Genomic DNA, 13059 nt, shown 5'->3' with positions numbered 1-13059 from the left:
CGGCAGCAACGCCGGGTGGTGACCCGAGGAGCCCACCTTGGCTGCTGAGCTGCACGTCGAGCTCGTCGCCGCGGACCGCAGTGTCTGGTCCGGCGAGGCCACCCTGGTCGTCGCGCGTACCACGTCCGGCGACATCGGCGTCATGCCCGGTCACCAGCCGCTTCTCGGTGTGCTGGAGTCGGGCCCGGTGACCATCCGTACGAGTGATGGTGAAACGGTTATCGCCGCGGTGCACGGCGGTTTCATCTCATTCGCTGACAACAAGCTGTCGCTGCTGGCCGAGATCGCCGAGCTGTCGGACGAGATCGATGTCCAGCGTGCGGAGCGGGCGCTCGAGCGCGCGAAGTCGGACGCCGACGCGTCCGCCGAGCGCCGGGCGGACGTCCGCCTGCGTGCGGTGGCGACCCGCTGACCATCGGTGCGACCCCAGGCTTTTAGGCGCTGGGGGCGCACTGTGTGAAGCTTTGCCTCAGCCGCGGCTGGGACCGGATCACTCCGGCCCTGGCCGCGGCTGAGGCAAATCCGGAAGTTTTTCCTTTTCCGTTACCTAGGAGACGAGGAGGTCGGTGTCGATGGTCCTCGCTCTGACTGTGTGCGGAATCGTAGTGGCGCTCGTAGTGGTGGGGCTGTTCGTCTTCGGCCTCCGCCGCCGGCTGATCCAGCGTTCCGGCGGAACGTTCGACTGCAGTCTGCGCTGGGACGTCCCCGAGAAGGGTGACCTCAGCGGCAAGGGCTGGAGTTATGGGGTCGCCCGCTACAACGGCGACCGGATCGAGTGGTACCGCGTCTTCTCCTACGCCCCCCGCCCGCGCCGCGTCCTGGAACGCTCGGCGATCGAGGTGGCGGGCCGCCGTACCGCGGAGGGCGAGGAGGAGCTCGCGCTGCTCTCCGACGCGATCATCCTCGCCTGTCTCCATCGCGGCACGCGCCTCGAACTGGCGATGAGCGAGGACGCGCTGACCGGATTCCTCGCCTGGCTGGAGGCGGCTCCGCCCGGACAAAGGGTGAACGTGGCGTAGCGACGTTCGGGGCCCCGTTGGGTGGGGGTCCCCCCGGCCGTCGGCGCCGGGGGAGCCGAGAAGAACGCCGCGGACAGACCCGGAGGTCTGCCCGCGGCGGTCGTGCGGGGTGGTGCGGGGTCAGCTCAGGCCGTTGTTGATGGCGCTGACCAGTTCACCGTTGCTGGTGTCACCGCTGAACTCCCAGAAGAAAGCGCCGCGGAGACCCTGGGTCTTGGCCCACGCCATCTTCGTTCCGATGGTGGTCGGGGTGTCGTACGACCACCAGTTGCTGCCGCAGTGGGCGTACGCCGTGCCGGCGATGGTGCCGGTGACGGGGCAGGACGTCTTGAGGACCTTGTAGTCCTCGTTGCCCGGCTCGTACGTGCCCGGCGCGGGACCGGTGGCGGTGCCGCCCGGGGCGTCCTGGGTGACGCCGGTCCAGCCGCGCCCGTAGAAGCCGATGCCGACCAGCAGCTTGCCGGCGGGCACGCCCTTGGACTTGAACTTGGCGATCGCGTCGGCCGTGGTGAACCCGGCCTGCGGGATGCCGCTGTACGAGGTGAGCGGGGAGTGCGGGGCGGTCGGGCCGTCCGCGTCGAAGGCGCCGAAGAAGTCGTACGTCATCACGTTGTACCAGTCGACGTACTGCGCGGCGCCCGCGTAGTCGGCGGCGTCGACCTTTCCGCCCGAGGTGCCGTCGGCCGTGGTGGCGGCGGTGACCAGGTTGTTCGTGCCGAACTTGGCGCGCAGCGCCTGCATGAGGTTCTTGTAGGCCGCCGCACCGCTGGTGTCGCAGGTCAGGCCGCAGGCGTTCGGGTACTCCCAGTCGATGTCGATGCCGTCGAAGACATCGGCCCAGCGCGGGTCCTCGACCAGGTCGTAGCAGGACTGCGCGAAGGCCGCCGGGTTCTTGGCCGCCTCACCGAAGCCGCCGGACCAGGTCCAGCCGCCGAAGGACCACAGCACCTTGATGTTCGGGTACTTGGCCTTCAGTTCACGCAGCTGGTTGAAGTTGCCGCGCAGCGGCTGGTCCCAGGTGTCGGCGACGCCGCTGACCGACTGGTCGGCGGTGAAGGCCTTGTCGTAGTCGGCGTAGGAGTCGCCGATCGCGCACTTGCCGCCGGTGACGTTGCCGAAGGCGTAGTTGATGTGCGTGATCTTCGCGGCCGAGCCGGACGTCACCAGGTTCTTGACGTTGTAGTTGCGGCCGTAGATGCCCCACTCGGTGAAGTAGCCGAGCTTGACGGTGTTGCCGGTGGGCGGCGGGTTGGTGCCGCCGCCGGTGGTGTGCACGGAGACCGCGCCGCTGACCGGACCGGTCTGGTCGGCGGTGTCACGGGCCTGGACCGTGTACGAGTAGTCGGTGCCGGCGGTCAGGCCGGTGTCCGTGTACGAGGTCGTCGTCACGGTCGCGACCTTGGAGCCGCCGCGCAGGACGTCGTAGTTCTTGACGCCCTTGTCGTCGGTGGCCGCGCTCCAGGAGAGCTTCACCGAGGTGTCGGTGACGGAGGAGGCGCTGGGGGTGCCGGGCGCGGAGGGCGGGTTGTCACCGGGGACGGTGGGGCCGCCGTCACAACTGCCGCCGTTCAGGGTGCAGTTGCTGGGGGAGCCGGAGCCCGCGCCGTTGAAGCCGAAGGAGACGGAGGCGCCCGCCGCGAGACTGCCGTTCCAGGACTTGTTCTTGGCGGTCCAGTGGGTGCCGGAGTTGGTGACGTCCGCGTCCCAGGCCGAGGTGACGGAGGTTCCGGAGGGGAAGTCCCACTCGATCGTCCACGAACTGATGGCGGTGGTACCGGTGTTCTTGACGGTCCACTTGCCTTCGAAGCCGGTGCCCCAGTCCTGGGTCTTGGCGTACGTGGCGGTGGCGGTGGTGGCGGCCTGGGCGGGGCCCGCGAGGCCGACCAGGGCGGCGAGGGGGAGGAGCAGGGTGGTGAGCCCCGCCACGGTTCTGTGTCTGGCTCTCTGCCGGAAGCGCATGACGCCTCTCCTCTTTCGTCTGTTGCCTCGGGGGTGCCGCAGGGGGTGGGGGACCGCGACCGTGCTCGGCCCGTGGGGGGCGTGCGCGCGCTCGCGCTCCGGCCGGCGACGCGCCCCCTGGGCTGGGGGTGTCGTGGGCATGTCTAAGCGCAGTGTGGCGAGAATAGAAAGGTCTGGACCACGGGTCAATAGGTCTGGACCAGTGCATCCCGTTCGCTTCAGATCCCCAACTCCTGTGCGAGGACGGCAGCTTGGACCCGACTGCGCAGTTCCAGCTTGCCCAGCAGTCGGCTGACGTGCGTCTTCACCGTCGCCTCCGCCATCGTGAGCCGCTTCGCGATCTCCGCGTTCGACAGCCCTTCACCCAGACAGGAAAGAACCTCGCGCTCGCGCCGGGTCAGCGCGTCCAGGACGGCCGGATCGGCGGTCGGCTCCCGGACGGGCTTCGCAGCGAACTCGGAGATCAGCCGGCGCGTGACGGCCGGCGCGATCAGCCCCTCGCCGCGCGCCACCGTCCGGACCGCCTCCAGCAGAGCCCGCGCGTCGGTGTTCTTCAGCAGGAAGCCGGACGCGCCCGCGCGCAGCGCCCCGAAGACGTACTCGTCGAGATCGAAGGTGGTCAGCACGAGGACGTCGGCGAGCCGCTCGTCGACCACCTGCCGGGTGGCGGACACCCCGTCCAGCCGCGGCATCTGCACATCCATCAGGACGAGATCCGGCCGCAGTTCGCGGGCGAGGGCCACCGCCCGCTCCCCGTCCGCCGCCTCACCGACCACCTCGATGTCGGGCGCGCTGCGCAGGATGAGGACGAGTCCGGCGCGTACCGCGGACTGGTCCTCGGCGACGAGGACACGGATCATGCTTCTTCTCCTCGGGTGACGGGTTCTCCCCGGGTGAGGGGCAGCGTGGCGCGCACGGTCCAGGTCCGGCCGGCGGGGGAGTCGCCGGAGCCCGCCGCGAAGGTGCCCCCGAGGAGCGCGGCCCGCTCCCGCATCCCGACGAGACCGGCTCCGGAGCCGGGGGCGCGCGGACCGTCCCGGTCGCCGTACGGGCTGGTGATCCGCACGGTCAGCGCGCCGTCCGCCCGGGTGAGCGCGACGGTCACCCGGCCGGCCGCGGCGTGCTTGAGGGCGTTGGTCAGGGACTCCTGGACGATCCGGTACGCGGCGAGCTCGACCGGCGCCGGCAGCCGCTCCCCGTGCGCCGCCTCCAGCGTCACGTCGAGCCCGTTGGTGCGGGCGCCCGCGAGCAGCGCTTCGAGACCGTCGAGCGTGGGCGCCGCCGCGGGCTCCCGGTCGCCGCTGTCGTCGCGCAGGATGCCGATCAGCCGCCGCATCTCGGCGAGACCCTCGACGCTGTTCTCCCGGATGACGGCGAGGGCGTCCTGCGAGGTCCTCGGGTCGTCGAGCGAGAGCGCGGCCGTGGAGTGGATGGCGATCGCCGAGAGGTGGTTGGCGACCATGTCGTGCAACTCCCGTGCCATCCGGGCGCGTTCGGCAGTGATGGCCTGGGTCCGGTCGATCTCGGCGAGCAGGGCGGTCTGTTCGGCGCGCAGCCGCTCGGCGTCGGCGGTGTCACGGTGGTTGCGGACGATCCAGCCGGTGGCGGCGGGGGTGAACGTCACCAGGCCGGTGAACGCCCCGATCAGCAGTCCCTCGGCTCTGTGCCAGGCGGCGACCGGCCACACCGTGGCGATCACCGTGACCAGCCCGGTGATCCGCGGGATGCGCCGGGCCGAACCGGGCGATCCGTACAGCACGGCCGCGTACACCAGGTCCGTGAACATCACGACGGTGGCGAGGTTGCCCCGCGTCAGCAGGTCCGCGACCAGGGCCAGGGTGCCGGTCAGCAGGGCGGTGCGCGGCCGGGAACGGCGCAACAGCTCGCAGCCGGACATCACTGCCAGCGGGACGAGCACCGCCCAGCCCTGGTCGACGCGCGCGAGCCCGTCGTCCGCGGTGCGGCTGTACAGGCCGGCCCCCCACAGACAGAGTCCGCCGAGCAGCCCGCCCACGGCGATGCGGACGTCGTCGCGGTGCGGGCGGGGGAGTGGGGCCATGAACCCATCCAACACGGCGGGCGGCGCCCCGGCCTCCCCGTCACGGGTGACCTGCCGCTGCATCGAAAGTCGCAGTCCGGCCTCGTCATCGCCGACGACGTATCGGGCGGCCGTGCCCGCGAGCCTGGAACGGTGAGCGAGAGGAGCGAACCGTGGTCGTCGGACTGATCATCGCCTGCGAGGTGGGCTTCTGGGTGCTGCTGGCGGCGGGCCTCGCCGTCCGCTACCTGCTGCAGCGGCGCCGTACCGGTGCGGCCCTGCTGCTGTGCGAGCCCGTCCTCGAACTGGTCCTCTTCGCGGTGACGGCCGTCGAACTCAGGAACGGCGCCGAACCGGGCTGGGAACACGGCCTGGCCGCGCTGTACATCGGCTTCACCGTCGCCTACGGCCCCTACACGATCCGCCGGCTCGACGGGTACGCCGCCCACCGCCTCGCCGGCGGCCCGCGCCCGCCGGGGCCGCCCCGCCACGGCATGGCCCGCGCGGCCCACGAGGGCCGGCTCTGGCTGCGCACGGTGCTCGCGGCCGCCGTCGCCTGCGCCCTGCTGGAGGGTGCCGTCCGGTATGTCGGCGACGGCGCCACGGAGTCGCTGCGCGGCTTCCAGTGGACGGCCCTGCGCGCGGCCGCGATCCACGGGGTGATCGCCCTGACGTATCTGCTGTGGCCCAAGAGGGCACCGGCGGGCGAGCCGGAGCCCGGGCGGCGCGTCACGAAGGACTGAGGACGAGGGACGCGCGCGCCCGGTGCGTCCCCCGTCCCGTGTCGGCCAGCTGCCGGCTAGCGCTCCCCGCCCGGGACCCACAGCACGTCGCCCACGTCCTTGTTCGCCGTGCGGGCCAGGATGAACAGCAGGTCGGAGAGCCGGTTGAGGTAGGTGGCGGTGAGCGGGTTCATCGCCTCTCCGTGGACCTCCAGTGCCGCCCAGGTGGAGCGCTCGGCGCGGCGTACGACCGTGCACGCCTGGTGGAGGAGGGCCGCGCCGGTGCTGCCGCCGGGCAGGATGAAGGAGCGGAGCTTCTCCAGCCGCTCGTTGAAGAGGTCGCAGTCCGCCTCCAGCTTGTCGATGTAGAACTGCTCCACGCGCAGCGGCGGGTACTTCGGGTCCTCGACCACCGGCGTCGACAGGTCCGCACCCACGTCGAACAGGTCGTTCTGGACGCGGGTGAGGACCTGGACGACCTCCGCCTCCAGGCCGCCCAGCGCGATCGCCGTACCGATCACCGCGTTCGCCTCGTTGGCGTCGGCGTACGCCGAGATCCGCAGATCGGTCTTGGCGACCCTGCTCATGTCACCGAGGGCGGTGCTGCCCTGGTCGCCGGTCCGGGTGTAGATGCGCGTCAGATTGACCATGAGGCCAGCCTAGTTAGGCCCCGGCCCTCCGGAAGACCCGTGTGCCCACCGTCACGGCGAGCGCGGCGAGGGAGAGGGCCACCAGCACGCCGTACAGCATGTGCGCGGTGGCGTACGAGCCGACGTAGGCGTCCCGCACCGCGTCCACCAGGTAGCGGAACGGCATCAGGTGCGAGAGGACGTCCAGCCAGCCGGGGGCTAGGGTCATCGGCAGCATCAGGCCGGACAGCAGCATGGACGGCATGGTCAGCGCGTTGACGGCGGGGCCGAATTCCTGGGGCGTACGGACCTTCATGGCGAGGGCGTAGGACAGCGAGGCGAGCGAGAGGGTCAGCAGGGCGACGAACGCGAAGCCGATCAGGACACCGGCGAGCGGCGCCCGCAGACCCATCACCAGCGCCGCCAGGACGAGCAGCACCGCCTGGAGGACGAAGACGGTGGCGTCGCGCAGCACGCGCCCGAGCAGCAGCGCGAGGCGGCTCACGGGGGTGACCCGCATCCGTTCCACGATGCCCAGGTTCTTCTCGATGATGATCGTGAAGCCCGCGAACGCGGCGCCGAACAGGCCGAGTTGGAGCAGCAGGCCGGGTACCAGGACCTGCCAGGAGGTGCCCCGGGCGCCGAGCGGCAGACCGGTCAGGAGCGGGCCGAAGAAGAGCAGGTGGAGCAGCGGCATCAGGACGCCGAAGAGCATCGCGAAGCGGGAACGCAGGGTCTGCCGGGCGTAACGCCCGAAGATCAGCGCGGTGTCGTGGAGAAGCATCGGTCCTCGGTCCTGTGTGGCGGGTCGGTCGGCTGCGGGCGGGTTCAGACGGCCACGGGGGTGGCGTCGGCCGGGTCGGGGCCGCGTCCGGTGATGGCGAGGAAGGTGTCCTGGAGGGTCGCGTCGAGGGAGCCGCCGTGCGCCAGCTTGAGTGCGCCCGGTGTGCCGTCGGCGACCACCACGCCCCGGTCGACGATCACCAGCCGGTCGGCGAGCGCGTCGGCCTCGTCGAGGTAGTGGGTGGTGAGGAAGACCGTGGTGCCGTGGGTGTCGCGCAGCCGGCGCACGAGGTCCCAGAGGTCGGCGCGGCTGCCGGGGTCGAGTCCGGTCGTCGGCTCGTCGAGGAACAGCACCACGGGCCGGTGGGTGAGGCCGAGCGCGATGTCCAGGCGGCGCCGCTGGCCGCCGGAGAGTGCGGACGTGCGGCGGTCCATCAGACCGGTGAGGCCGAGCTCGTGCGCCAGCTCGTCGGCCCGCTCCACCGCCCGCGGCCTCGGCAGCCGGTACAGCCGCCCCTGGGTGACGAGTTCCTCCCGCACGGTGACGTGCGGGTCGACGCCTCCCGACTGGGCCACGTAGCCGCAGGCGCGGCGCACTCCGGCCGGATCGCCGGCCAGGTCGCAGCCCGCGACGGTGGCCGCTCCGCCGGTGGGCGCGAGGAGGGTGGTGAGCATCCGGAGCGTGGTGGTCTTGCCCGCGCCGTTCGGGCCGAGGAAGCCGAGGATCTCGCAGGGGCGCACCGTGAGGTCGATGCCGCGCACCGCCTCCACGGGGCCGCGCTTGGTCCGGAAGGTGCGGGCCAGACCGGCCGTACTGATGATTGCCATGCCGTCAAGAAAAACAGAGTCCCTGCAATTTTGCAATGACTCCAAGATTTCAGGCGGTCCAGCGAAAGCTACGATGCGGACATGGCTGAGGGACTCAGGGAGCGGAAGAAACGGCAGACCAGGCAGTACATCTCCGATGTCGCCACGGGACTGTTCCTGGAGCGGGGCTTCGACGCGGTGACGGTCGCGGAGGTCGCGGACGCCGCGAACGTCTCCGTGAACACCGTCTACAACTACTTCCCGGCCAAGGAGGACCTCTTCCTCGACCGGTCCGCGGGCGTGGTCGACCGGCTGGCCCGCTGGGTGCGCGGCCGGCCGAAGGGCGAGTCGGCCGCCGCCGCCGTCCTGCGCGAACTGCGCGAGGAGGTCGAGGCGGTTTCGCCCCGACTCGGCCTGATGGTGGATTATGCCCGCTTCATGCAGGTCATCCACGAGGCTCCCGCGCTCCGTTCGCGGCTGTGGGCGATCGGGCAGGACATCCTCGTCAACCTGGAGGAGGCGCTGCGCGAGGAGACGGGCGCGCCGCCCGAGGACTCGCTGCCGGGCCTCGTCGCCGGCCAGATCAACTGGGTGCACCAGACCGTCATGTCGGCCATCGGCCGCGAGATGATGGCCGGTCGAAATCCGGACGAAGTGTCACGAGAGATCCTCGTGCTCCTCGACGACATGGAGGACCTGTTGAGCCGGAAGGTCCTCAACTACGCCGTACGGGCGGTCGAATGACCCGCGTCGGTGTGACGTCCGTCAGATGAGACGTGACGCGCATTACTTACCGGTCACACAGGCCCTCACGGGCGCTAGGGTCCGCCGAAAGAGCCAACTCAAGCAGTGGATAAAGGGGAGTCGGAGTGGCACGGAAGCTCGCCGTCATCGGAGCCGGACTCATGGGGTCCGGTATTGCCCAGGTCTCCGCGCAGGCGGGCTGGGACGTCGTCCTGCGCGATGTCACCGACGAGGCACTGAACCGCGGCCTCGACGGCATCAAGGCCTCGTACGACAGGTTCGTGAGCAAGGGCAAGTTGGAAGCCGCGGACGCGGAGGCGGCGCTCGCGCGCATCACGGCGACCACCGATATGGACGCGGCCGCCGACGTGGACATCGTCGTCGAGGCGGTCTTCGAGAAGCTCGAGGTCAAGCACGAGATCTTCCGGGCCCTCGACAAGATCGTCCGCCCCGACACCGTGCTCGCCTCCAACACCTCCGCGATCCCGATCACCAAGATCGCGGCGGCCACCGAGCGCCCGGAGCGGGTCGTCGGCGTGCACTTCTTCTCGCCGGTGCCGATGATGCAGCTCGTCGAGCTGGTCCGCGGCTACAAGACGAGCGACGAAACGCTCGCCACCGCGCGGGAGTTCAGCGAGTCCGTCGGCAAGACCTGCATCGTCGTGAACCGTGACGTCGCCGGTTTCGTGACCACCCGCCTCATCTCGGCCCTCGTCGTCGAGGCGACGAAGCTGTACGAGTCGGGCGTGGCCACCGCCGAGGACATCGACCTCGCCTGCCGGCTGGGCTTCGGCCACGCCATGGGTCCCCTGGCCACCGCCGACCTCACGGGCGTCGACATCCTGCTGCACGCCACCGGCAACATCTACACCGAGACCCAGGACGAGAAGTTCGCGCCGCCGGAGCTGATGCGCCGGATGGTTGACGCCGGTGACATCGGGCGCAAGAGCGGGCAGGGCTTCTACAAGCACTGAATGATCACGCGGCGACCGGAAACCGGTCGCCGCATCCGTCACGGAAGCCGCACGCGCCTCTCGGGTGTCACCCCATGAGGTGAATTCGGTATCGGTTCGCTTACAGACGGCAACCTCTGCGGCCCTCAGGCAGTCAGACCATGCACAACATGCAGACGCGAAGACGCGGAAACAGACACACGCGGAGTTACGAGACGCATTCTCGGGGAGCGCATATGTACATCAGGGGCGACCACGCCGAGCTGGTCGTCGGGGGCCGCCTCGACGTACGCAGCGCGGCGGACGCCCGTACGGTCCTGCACTCGGCCGTCGACGACGGAGCCGGCGACCTGGTGCTGGACCTGTCCGAGCTGGACTCCTGGGACGCCACCGGCCTCGGTGTCATCATGGGAGCCCACCGACGCGCCGGGCGGTGCGGCCGACGGCTCGTGCTGCGCGGCGTACCACCACAGATGCAGCGCCTGCTGGTGGCCACCCGGCTGCACCGGATCCTGGCGATCGAGGGTGGTATCGGGGTCGAGTCCCTGCCCCGCGTGTGATCCGAGCGCGCGCCCCGCTCGCTCCGCGTGTGCGACCGCGTACGCGCCCTGACCGGCGTACGAAGCGCACCACGTGCACAATCCTCACGAAGCTGTGACGGTTCGGACGGCGCGGTACCCCGCCTGTTCGGAGATACTGTGCGAAGGTTTAGGGTTCGGCTGCCCGCCGACCGAAACCCTACGAGCGGGCACCGGACCAGAAGCGACAGAGCGGTGTGCAGCAAGGCCGGGAGGGCATCGGCACACGACGCTTTTGGGGGGCTTGGAACATGGACCCGAACAACCGGGATTCCGAAGAGTACGGTCATGACGACGACGGCCAGGCACCTCGCCCGCGCCCGCCGCGCGACCCACTGGCCGCCGACCTGAGCCAGCACAAGCCCGTGCTCGCCCGCACGGTCCAGCTCGTCACGGGCGACTTCCTGCTCACGGTCAACCCCGTCGACGGCAGCGAGATAGAGAACTGCCCGCCGCACGAGCGACCGCAGCCGCCGGTCAAGCACGGCGCCGCCGAACGCGCCGAACTGGCCCGCGCGGGCCGGCCGCCCACTCCGGCCGGCCCGGCGCAGCCCCGGCTGCCGCTCCTCGAACGCCAGGAGGAGCGCGAGCGGCTCGTACGCCTCCTCGCGCGCGGGCGCTCGGTGCGGCTCACCGGCCCGTCGGGCTCCGGCCGGACCGTCCTGCTCGACGCCGTCGCCGACGACTGCGCGGACCTCGCCCCCGACGGCGTGATCCGCCTCTCCGGCTACCGGCGCACGGCGAGCGACCTGCTGTACGACCTCTTCACCGCCGTCTACGAAGCCCCGCTGTACCGCCCGGACCGCGACGAACTGCTCCGGCTCGTCCACGAGATCGGCGCGGTCGTCGTCCTCGACGACGCGGAGATCGGCGGCAGCGCCCTCGACGAACTGCTCGACGCCACCCCCGAGTGCGCCTTCGTGATCGCCACCACCCCCGAGATACCGGCCCCGTCCGCCGACGCGGGCCTCGAAGAGGTCGTCCTCGGCGGCCTCGACCGCAGCGGCGGTCTCGAACTCCTGGAGCGCGCCGTCGGGCGCGTCCTGACCGAGGACGAGTCGAACTGGGCGGGCGACCTCTGGTTCGAGTCCGAAGGACTGCCCCTGCGCTTCATGCAGGCCGGAGCGCTGCTGCGGCAGCGCGACCGGCTGCAGGCCAGCGAGGAGGCCTTCGACGAGTCCGGCGTCTTCCAGGAGGCCCCGGTCGACGCGCCCTTCGAGGCCGGCGACGGCCACGACGTGCCGCTGCCCTCCCTCGCCGAAGGTGCCGCGCCCGCCGCGCTGCTCGCCTCCCGGCTGAGCGACTCGGCGCGCGCCACCCTGCGCTTCGCCGTCGCGCTCGGCGGCGAGGTGCCCCACCAGGCCCACCTGCCCGCGCTCGTGGGCGACACCCACGCCGACGCCGCGCTCGCCGAACTGGCGGGCAGCGCGCTGGTCTCCCCGGTCGGCTCCCGCTACCGGCTCGCCGCCGGAGTGCAGGCCCAGCTGGAGGCGTCCGGGTACGCGGACACCCTCGAGGACCAGGCGCTCGCCGCCGCCCAGCACTACACCTGGTGGGCCGGGCACCCCTCGGTCACCCCCGAGCGGGTCTGCGCCGAGGCCGACGCGCTGCTCGCCGCCCTGAACGTGCTCGTCCCGGTCACCACCGCCCCGCTGGACGAGCAGGACGAGACCGTCACCGTCCAGCTGGCCCGCACGGCCGCGCCCGCCTTCGCCGCGGGTCAGCACTGGAGCGCCTGGGAGCGCGCCCTGCGCTTCGGCGCCGAGGCCTCCCAGCTGTCCGGCGAGGTCGGGGAACAGGCCTATTTCCACCACGAGTTGGGGATCCTCGCGCTCTGCGGCGGCCAGCTGGACCGGTCCCGCACCGATCTGGAGGCGTCCATCGCCCTGCGGGGCGCCCTCGCCGACAAGCGCGGTACCACCGCCGGCCGCCGCGCCCTCGCGCTGGTCGCCGACCGCTCCGGAACCCTGCACGTCGTCGGCGCGCGCACCCCGGCGGGCGAAGAGGTGCCCGACGCGCGCCACGAGGAGTCGATGTCGCCTCCGGGCGGTGTACCGGCCGCCTTCCCCCGGACCGACCCGTCCGGCGACGGTGTGACGGTGCTCGCCTCCGGTCCCGGCACCCCTGGGATGAAGCGGCAGGGGGTCGCGGGCCGACTGGTCACCGGCACCCGGCGCAATCTGGTGGCCGCGGGCGCGGGCGCGCTCCTGGTCGCCGTCCTGGGCACCGTGGTGACCCTCGGCGCGACCTCGGACCACAGCGACGACACCCCGTCCGAGAAGGTCGGCGTCAACCCGTCGGCCACCCAGGGCAGCCAGGACGACAGCCTGGGCGCGGACAAGGCGAAGAAGGGCGACGACTCCGCCACCGGCGCCGTGGCCACGCCCACCGACCCGGGGCCCGACGGCGCGTACGGCACCTCGGACGATCCGACGCCCCCGGCCACGGCCGGCCGGGAGCCGTCCGCCGGCCCGAGCGGGACGCACACCTCGGGCAAGCCCTCGAAGTCGCCGTCCAAGTCGCCCTCGAAGTCGCCGACGACCAAGCCGTCGTCGTCCCCTTCGAAGTCGCCGAGCGGTTCGCCGTCCTCGTCCCCCACGAAGTCGCCGTCGGGTTCGCCGTCAACGTCACCGTCGGCCAGCAACTCGACGAGCCCGTCCACCTCGGACGCCGCGAGCGGCCCCGTGTCGAGCAGCGCGCCGGCGAGCACGTCGGTGAGTGTGCCGGAGAACAGCGGGCCGGCGAGCAGCGATGTCGCCACGTCGCCGGGCGGCGCGCTGATCTGACCGCCCGAGGCGGTGATCCGACCGTACGGACGAGAGAGGGC

The 13059-nt window shown here is 71.5% G+C and carries 13 protein-coding genes; 7 read left to right on the top strand and 6 right to left on the bottom strand.

Features of this window, described 5'->3' with window-relative positions; genetic code table 11:
- Positions 1 to 37: 37 nt before the first annotated feature.
- Together ACFWBT_RS26475 and ACFWBT_RS26470 are read left to right on the top strand one after the other, a co-directional pair.
- Positions 38 to 412: a F0F1 ATP synthase subunit epsilon gene (locus ACFWBT_RS26475; protein WP_266762837.1), complete on the top strand. Its 375-nt coding sequence runs from the start codon at positions 38 to 40 to the stop codon at positions 410 to 412.
- Between the two features lie 160 nt (positions 413 to 572).
- Positions 573 to 1019: a DUF2550 domain-containing protein gene (locus ACFWBT_RS26470; RefSeq protein ID WP_385704817.1), complete on the top strand. Its 447-nt coding sequence runs from the start codon at positions 573 to 575 to the stop codon at positions 1017 to 1019.
- Positions 1020 to 1139: 120 nt separating this feature from the next.
- On the opposite strand, the gene ACFWBT_RS26465 is transcribed toward ACFWBT_RS26470, so the two are convergent.
- The 3 genes from ACFWBT_RS26465 to ACFWBT_RS26455 all read right to left on the bottom strand — a co-directional run bounded on the left by ACFWBT_RS26465 (position 1140) and on the right by ACFWBT_RS26455 (position 5037).
- Entirely contained in the window at positions 1140 to 2978 is a 1839-nt protein-coding gene (locus tag ACFWBT_RS26465; RefSeq protein ID WP_385704814.1) for a glycosyl hydrolase family 18 protein, read from the bottom strand.
- Positions 2979 to 3196: 218 nt separating this feature from the next.
- The gene (locus ACFWBT_RS26460; protein ID WP_385704811.1) at positions 3197 to 3838 is read right to left on the bottom strand and encodes a response regulator; all 642 of its coding nucleotides are present in this window, start codon (positions 3836 to 3838) and stop codon (positions 3197 to 3199) included.
- Entirely contained in the window at positions 3835 to 5037 is a 1203-nt protein-coding gene (locus tag ACFWBT_RS26455; protein ID WP_385704808.1) for a sensor histidine kinase, read from the bottom strand. The genes ACFWBT_RS26460 and ACFWBT_RS26455 overlap by 4 nt, the downstream gene beginning before the upstream one ends.
- A 152-nt stretch (positions 5038 to 5189) precedes the next feature.
- On the opposite strand from ACFWBT_RS26455, the gene ACFWBT_RS26450 reads away from it, so the two are divergent.
- A complete protein-coding gene (locus tag ACFWBT_RS26450; protein WP_385704806.1) occupies positions 5190 to 5759 on the top strand; it encodes a hypothetical protein in 570 nt (189 codons plus the stop codon).
- A gap of 56 nt (positions 5760 to 5815) precedes the next feature.
- Here the strand turns inward: ACFWBT_RS26450 and ACFWBT_RS26445 are convergent, their stop codons facing one another.
- From ACFWBT_RS26445 to ACFWBT_RS26435, 3 genes are read right to left on the bottom strand one after another with little or no spacing between them, the layout of a single operon-like run.
- Positions 5816 to 6388: a cob(I)yrinic acid a,c-diamide adenosyltransferase gene (locus tag ACFWBT_RS26445; protein WP_385704804.1), complete on the bottom strand. Its 573-nt coding sequence runs from the start codon at positions 6386 to 6388 to the stop codon at positions 5816 to 5818.
- Between the two features lie 13 nt (positions 6389 to 6401).
- Entirely contained in the window at positions 6402 to 7151 is a 750-nt protein-coding gene (locus ACFWBT_RS26440) for an ABC transporter permease (protein ID WP_385704802.1), read from the bottom strand.
- A 44-nt stretch (positions 7152 to 7195) separates the two neighbouring features.
- A complete protein-coding gene (locus ACFWBT_RS26435; protein WP_385704799.1) occupies positions 7196 to 7978 on the bottom strand; it encodes an ABC transporter ATP-binding protein in 783 nt (260 codons plus the stop codon).
- An 81-nt stretch (positions 7979 to 8059) separates the two neighbouring features.
- Between ACFWBT_RS26435 and ACFWBT_RS26430 the strand changes: the two genes are divergently transcribed.
- From ACFWBT_RS26430 to ACFWBT_RS26415, 4 genes are all read left to right on the top strand, one after another.
- Positions 8060 to 8701, top strand: a complete 642-nt coding sequence (locus ACFWBT_RS26430; protein WP_385704796.1) for a TetR/AcrR family transcriptional regulator — start codon at positions 8060 to 8062, stop codon at positions 8699 to 8701.
- A 125-nt stretch (positions 8702 to 8826) separates the two neighbouring features.
- A complete protein-coding gene (locus ACFWBT_RS26425) occupies positions 8827 to 9675 on the top strand; it encodes a 3-hydroxyacyl-CoA dehydrogenase family protein (protein ID WP_385704793.1) in 849 nt (282 codons plus the stop codon).
- Between the two features lie 215 nt (positions 9676 to 9890).
- Complete coding sequence (locus ACFWBT_RS26420; protein ID WP_261707178.1) at positions 9891 to 10214, top strand: STAS domain-containing protein; 324 nt, start codon at positions 9891 to 9893, stop codon at positions 10212 to 10214.
- A 269-nt stretch (positions 10215 to 10483) separates the two neighbouring features.
- Positions 10484 to 13018 carry an ATP-binding protein gene (locus ACFWBT_RS26415; RefSeq protein WP_385704790.1) on the top strand — a complete coding sequence of 845 codons (2535 nt, stop codon included), beginning with the start codon at positions 10484 to 10486 and terminating at the stop codon, positions 13016 to 13018.
- Positions 13019 to 13059: the final 41 nt, after the last annotated feature.

Origin of the sequence: Streptomyces sp. NPDC060027, assembly GCF_042737005.1 — a bacterium.
Classification (GTDB): domain Bacteria; phylum Actinomycetota; class Actinomycetes; order Streptomycetales; family Streptomycetaceae; genus Streptomyces.
The sequence above is the reverse complement of the archived record's forward strand: the minus strand, read 5'-3'. Positions and strand labels throughout refer to the sequence as shown.

What these genes read in the sequence shown, in the direction of transcription:
- ACFWBT_RS26470 (WP_385704817.1), top strand. Translation starts at nt 573, where the DNA reads ATGGTCCTCGCTCTGACTGTGTGCGGAATCGTAGTGGCGCTCGTAGTG.
- ACFWBT_RS26415 (WP_385704790.1), top strand. Translation starts at nt 10,484, where the DNA reads ATGGACCCGAACAACCGGGATTCCGAAGAGTACGGTCATGACGACGAC.
- ACFWBT_RS26435 (WP_385704799.1), bottom strand. Translation starts at nt 7,978, where the DNA reads ATGGCAATCATCAGTACGGCCGGTCTGGCCCGCACCTTCCGGACCAAG.
- ACFWBT_RS26430 (WP_385704796.1), top strand. Translation starts at nt 8,060, where the DNA reads ATGGCTGAGGGACTCAGGGAGCGGAAGAAACGGCAGACCAGGCAGTAC.
- ACFWBT_RS26440 (WP_385704802.1), bottom strand. Translation starts at nt 7,151, where the DNA reads ATGCTTCTCCACGACACCGCGCTGATCTTCGGGCGTTACGCCCGGCAG.
- ACFWBT_RS26445 (WP_385704804.1), bottom strand. Translation starts at nt 6,388, where the DNA reads ATGGTCAATCTGACGCGCATCTACACCCGGACCGGCGACCAGGGCAGC.
- ACFWBT_RS26420 (WP_261707178.1), top strand. Translation starts at nt 9,891, where the DNA reads ATGTACATCAGGGGCGACCACGCCGAGCTGGTCGTCGGGGGCCGCCTC.
- ACFWBT_RS26465 (WP_385704814.1), bottom strand. Translation starts at nt 2,978, where the DNA reads ATGCGCTTCCGGCAGAGAGCCAGACACAGAACCGTGGCGGGGCTCACC.
- ACFWBT_RS26460 (WP_385704811.1), bottom strand. Translation starts at nt 3,838, where the DNA reads ATGATCCGTGTCCTCGTCGCCGAGGACCAGTCCGCGGTACGCGCCGGA.
- ACFWBT_RS26455 (WP_385704808.1), bottom strand. Translation starts at nt 5,037, where the DNA reads ATGGCCCCACTCCCCCGCCCGCACCGCGACGACGTCCGCATCGCCGTG.